5 protein-coding genes are annotated in these 4704 nt (G+C 47.8%); 4 read left to right on the forward strand and 1 reads right to left on the reverse strand.

All coding sequences use genetic code 11. The annotated features are described in order from the left end of the window. Nucleotides 1–143 precede the first annotated feature (143 nt). From pyrF to JCM11969_RS15925, 4 genes are all read left to right on the forward strand, one after another. Nucleotides 144–854: an orotidine-5'-phosphate decarboxylase gene (gene pyrF, locus JCM11969_RS15910; protein ID WP_054712786.1), complete on the forward strand. Its 711-nt coding sequence runs from the start codon at nucleotides 144–146 to the stop codon at nucleotides 852–854. A 2-nt stretch (nucleotides 855–856) separates the two neighbouring features. Further along, entirely contained in the window at nucleotides 857–1492 is a 636-nt protein-coding gene (gene pyrE, locus JCM11969_RS15915; protein ID WP_054712791.1) for an orotate phosphoribosyltransferase, read from the forward strand. 93 nt (nucleotides 1493–1585) lie between these two features. Continuing rightward, on the forward strand, nucleotides 1586–2398 hold the full coding sequence (locus tag JCM11969_RS15920) for a Cof-type HAD-IIB family hydrolase (RefSeq protein ID WP_054712794.1): 813 nt from the start codon (nucleotides 1586–1588) through the stop codon (nucleotides 2396–2398). 70 nt (nucleotides 2399–2468) lie between these two features. Further along, entirely contained in the window at nucleotides 2469–3263 is a 795-nt protein-coding gene (locus JCM11969_RS15925) for a Cof-type HAD-IIB family hydrolase (RefSeq protein WP_054712797.1), read from the forward strand. Between the two features lie 148 nt (nucleotides 3264–3411). Here JCM11969_RS15925 and JCM11969_RS15930 read toward each other — a convergent pair whose 3' ends face one another. Beyond that, nucleotides 3412–4371, reverse strand: coding sequence for a nucleoside hydrolase (locus tag JCM11969_RS15930; RefSeq protein ID WP_054712800.1), 960 nt, complete (start codon nucleotides 4369–4371; stop codon nucleotides 3412–3414). Nucleotides 4372–4704: the final 333 nt, after the last annotated feature.

Here is a 4704-nt window from a genome sequence, read left to right on the forward strand (position 1 = left end):
AACGATCGCATAAAGGTTCAACTTAGTTCAAGACACTTTAGAATCTATTGTTTTAAAGAAAAAAGACGAGAGGCTTTTCTATTTACACATAAAATTTGACACTCTCGTTTTTTCGTTTTGCGAAAAAAGAAAAGGTGGTACAGATGCGGCCAATTATTATTGCGTTGGATTTTAAGACGGGTGACGAGGTTTATACCTTTATTGATCAGTTTGAACATCAGGACCAACTGTTTGTGAAAGTTGGGATGGAGCTGTTTTACTTTGAAGGGCCGAAGATTATTCAAGCGTTACGTCAGCGCGGTATCCACATCTTTTTGGATCTGAAATTATACGATATTCCCAACACTGTTGAACAGGCAATGTTTCAATTAGGCCAACAAGAAGTCTCAATGGTCACCGTGCACGCTGCGGGCGGATCCGAAATGATTCGGGCTGCTAAGCGCGGTCTTGTGAACGGGAGCCAACAGGCGGGGGTTGCGCCGGCCAAACTGCTGGCCGTCACTCAGCTGACCTCAACGTCGGAAGAGCAGATGCAAACCGAGCAGCTGATTCCAGTAACACTAAAATCCTCAGTTGTGCACTATGCGCAGCTTGCTCAATCCAGTGGGGCGGACGGTGTTATCTCGTCTGCTTTGGAAGATCCGATGATTCACGAAGCCACGAACGATGACTTTCTGTGTATTAACCCAGGGATTCGACTTACCACCGATAGTGCTGATGACCAAAAACGGGTCGTCACGCCAGCCAAAGCGGCTGACCTTGGCAGCAACGGGTTAGTCGTTGGCCGGTCGATCACTAAGGCAGCTGATCCAGTTGCCGCTTACCAGACAATCGCAAAGGAATGGGGACTTTAAACATGACAGTATCAGTAGAAAAACAAATCGCAGCCGATCTTCTTGATATTAACGCGGTGACCCTATCACCGAATAAACCCTTCTTGTGGGCGAGCGGGATCAAGGCGCCCATCTATACAGATAATCGTCGCACCATTGCGTTTCCCGAAGTTCGGACCCACATCGCTGACGGCTTGACCGCGCTCATTTCAGAACAGTTCCCAACGGCGACCGTCATTGCTGGTGTCGCGACCGCAGGGATTCCCCACGCCGCACTTGCCGCTGACCGCTTGAACCTGCCCATGAGTTATGTGCGCGCTAAGCCTAAAGATCACGGGACTGGCAAACAAATTGAAGGTCAAATTACGGCTGATGACAACGTTGTGTTGATCGACGACCTCATCTCGACAGGCGGTAGTGTTCTGGGCGCCGCTAAAGCCGTTCAAGCTGTTGGCGCGACGGTTCTTGGCATTGTCGCTATCTTCTCGTACGAACTGCCAGACCACGTGAAAAACTTTGCTGATGCGGGGTTATCGCTGCACACACTGACCAATTACAGCACCCTAATTGAAGTCGCAAATGAGAAGTACGATATTAACGCAACGGAACTCGCGTCGTTGAAGCAGTGGCGTGAAGACCCTTGGCACTGGAATAAGTAACACCTAACCGGCTGACTAGTGATCACACCTGTCTGGCCGGTTTTTGTGTGTGCTAAACTAGGTTATAATGGTGCTCATAAGGAGGCCACGCACATGACGATCAAGCTTATTGCCACCGATATTGATGGCACGTTTTTAAATGATAATAGTCAGTATGACCACGCCTATTTCCAGCAGTTGATGACGCAAATGAAAACGCAAAATGTGCGGTTTATTGTCGCTAGCGGTAATCAGTACCCGCACCTGCCACAGTATTTTGAAGAAATTAACGGCGAGATCACCTATTTAGCAGAGGATGGCGCGCATATTGTGGCCAATGGTCAGGCAATCAGTGAAGACCTGATTCCACCAACACTCGTCCACGATGCACTTCGGTGGATGGCGCAAAATGACGGGTTTAAGCATGCTTGGCTGATTCTTTCAGGGCAGCATGGTTCCTATACTGAAATTCCTGCGAGTGCTAAGCGTTTCAAACAATCCAGTTATTTCTACGGTGATTTAAGGTCCGTGATGGATCTGATGGAAGTGACAGATGCCATTTATAAGCTCGATATTACCTGGCGCCAGTTTGATGTGTCGCAGCAAGAGCGCGATTTCAATGCGGCCTTTAAAGGGCGGTTGCGCGCGACTTCAAGCGGACTAGGCGGACTGGATATCATTTTGCCGCACGTCAATAAGGCATATGGCCTACGGAAATTACAAGACATGTGGGGCATCACTAAGGCTGAAACACTGGCCTTTGGTGACAGTGGCAACGATGTCGAAATGCTGCAACAGGCGAAATTCGGCTACGTTATGAAAAATGCCCCGGTTGCCGTGCAACGACAGGTCGGCCTGGTTACGGATGACGACAACAATCACAATGGTATGCTGAAAACAGTTGCTAGATACCTCGCTGAACAGTAGGCAAGGCGCAATTAATGGGCTATACTATTGAAGTGAACCAATGAACAAGCTTTAAAAAGGGAGTTTTCAAATGATTAAACTAGTTGCGCTAGATCTTGACAATACCTTACTGACAAACGATAAAAAAATTTCCAAAACGAATGAACAGGCGCTTAAGGCCATTTCGGCTAAGGGTGTTAAAGTTGTTTTGTGTACCGGTCGGCCAATCAACGCCATCTGGCACTATATTGAACAACTTGGGTTGACGGGGGCTGATGATTATACGATCACCTTTAACGGGGCGCTGGTCATTAACAATACAACCCGGGAACCGCTGGCTAAGCAAGGGATGACCAAGGCAGATCTCCAGCCGTTGCATGACTTTCTGAAGACCAGTGGGTTTCCACTAGATGTGCTTAACTTTGATCAGGTGTACCCAATGACTGATCTAACGAAATCGATTTACACACTTGGCGGTGATATTAAATTTGAACCGATGACCTTTGCTGATTTGCCTGAACAGACCTATGCTAAGGCCGTTGTTGCGGCACCTAAGGAAGTCGTTGATGCGGTCCAGGACCAGTTACCAGATGATCTGAAGAAAAAATTCCACATTGCGCGGTCACAACCAACTATCTTGGAATTTCTGAGTCTGACCACCGACAAGTCTGTTGGCTTAAAAGCGCTGTTAAGCCACTTTGATGAAGATTTCAGTAATCTCATGGCCTTTGGGGATGCTGAAAACGATGCTGGCATGTTGAAGGCTGCCGAAGTGGGCGTTGCAATGGCGAACGCACAGCCAGCAATTACGGCCTTGACTCAGTACCATACTGGGACAAATGAGGACGATGGCGTTGCTAAATTTGTGAATGAGTATTTTAAATAAGGCATCGGTTTAAAGGCAGCTTCCTGTTTTTACTCATTTCGGCTGTGTGGCATAGTAAAATACAACCAAAAAAACACCATCTAAGAGCCAGTCATGACTCTTTGATGGTGCTTTTTAATACCTGTAGCAGCTTACTTCAACAGTTAAATTAATGCTTAGCAAACAACCCAGTCAGGTAGCTCATAAAGGTCTTCAAGTACCGGTCAGCATCGACATTGATGCCAACAGTAACGTTGGTTTCAGGGTCGTTTAAACGCGCCTGATCGCCAATGGTCCGGCCACGAGTGCCTTCGTCAGTCGTCACCTTCATGTTCAGGTTCAAAGTGGTGATGAAACTTGGGTCCAGCGAAACGCCCACCGCCAAAGGATCATGCAGGGCACAACCTGGCAACTGGCCGTTTGTGACTTCGTAGGCGTCGATGTAGTAATCAACGATGTCCGCAAAGGCAGTCCCAGCCTTAGTGTTTAAGTCACGCCACTGTTGCGTTTCCTTGCGGGTCAACAGTGTCCGCATCGTGACGTCCAACCCAACCATTGTGGATTTCAGTGGACTCGTCAGTACGGCGTTTGCCGCCTCAGGATCCTGGTTGATGTTAGCTTCGGTATAAGGGGTGACGTTCCCTTCAACGGTTAGGGCACCACCCATAAAGGTGACGTTTCCAATCTCATCAGCAATCTCAGGTGCCTTTTCCAGAGCTTCAGCCAAGTTAGTCATAGGACCAGTTGGCACGAGAATCAAATCTTTGCCATATTGCTTGGCAGCGTCAATCAAGAAGTCAACGCCAGAAGTTGTTTCTAATTGCCGTTTGGCTTCGGGTAATTCAACTTCACCGATCCCATTTTTGCCGTGGATCTGGGCACTGATCGGCATCACGTCGAAATGATCGGTCGTTGATGAGTGACCATTGCCAAGATAAACAGGCACATCAGTTGCACCAAGCAATTCAAGAATCTTAAGGGCGTTCTTGCCGCCTTGTTCAACCAATACATTCCCGTATGACCCGATGATCCCAATCAGATCAACGTCTGGTGCACCAACAGCATAGGCAATTGCCATTGCGTCGTCGATCCCGGTATCCAAGTCAAGAATCATTTTCTTTGTTGCCATTAATAAAACCTCCAAAAATAAGTGTTTTTTGAAAGCGCTAAACTATACAGTTTCAATTTTAAAGGAAGAATCATGGAAACACAACCTGTTATGGCGGAATTTTGAAGACGGTACTGCAAGTGAGGGGGATTTGGGTTAAAATCAGAGAGTGTGAGGCAAGGCGGGTTAGGGGCGGTGTGTAACGGCGCTGTCTAAAAGTCCGGGCCTGACTTTTAGACCAGCCGCCGTTACACGTTAGCCCCGTGCCTTGCTGAACACGTTTCGGCAATGTGGCCGAGAAAGCCAGCAGCAAGATGCAATCAATATCAGAAATGCCTGAACCTGGCATTTTTG

This window comes from Secundilactobacillus paracollinoides DSM 15502 = JCM 11969 (genome assembly GCF_001311135.1).
Lineage (GTDB): Bacteria > Bacillota > Bacilli > Lactobacillales > Lactobacillaceae > Secundilactobacillus > Secundilactobacillus paracollinoides.

Bases quoted from the DNA above. Each gene is read 5' to 3' on its own strand.
- pyrE (WP_054712791.1), top strand. From the start codon at position 857: ATGACAGTATCAGTAGAAAAACAAATCGCAGCCGATCTTCTTGATATT.
- JCM11969_RS15930 (WP_054712800.1), bottom strand. From the start codon at position 4,371: ATGGCAACAAAGAAAATGATTCTTGACTTGGATACCGGGATCGACGAC.
- pyrF (WP_054712786.1), top strand. From the start codon at position 144: ATGCGGCCAATTATTATTGCGTTGGATTTTAAGACGGGTGACGAGGTT.
- JCM11969_RS15925 (WP_054712797.1), top strand. From the start codon at position 2,469: ATGATTAAACTAGTTGCGCTAGATCTTGACAATACCTTACTGACAAAC.
- JCM11969_RS15920 (WP_054712794.1), top strand. From the start codon at position 1,586: ATGACGATCAAGCTTATTGCCACCGATATTGATGGCACGTTTTTAAAT.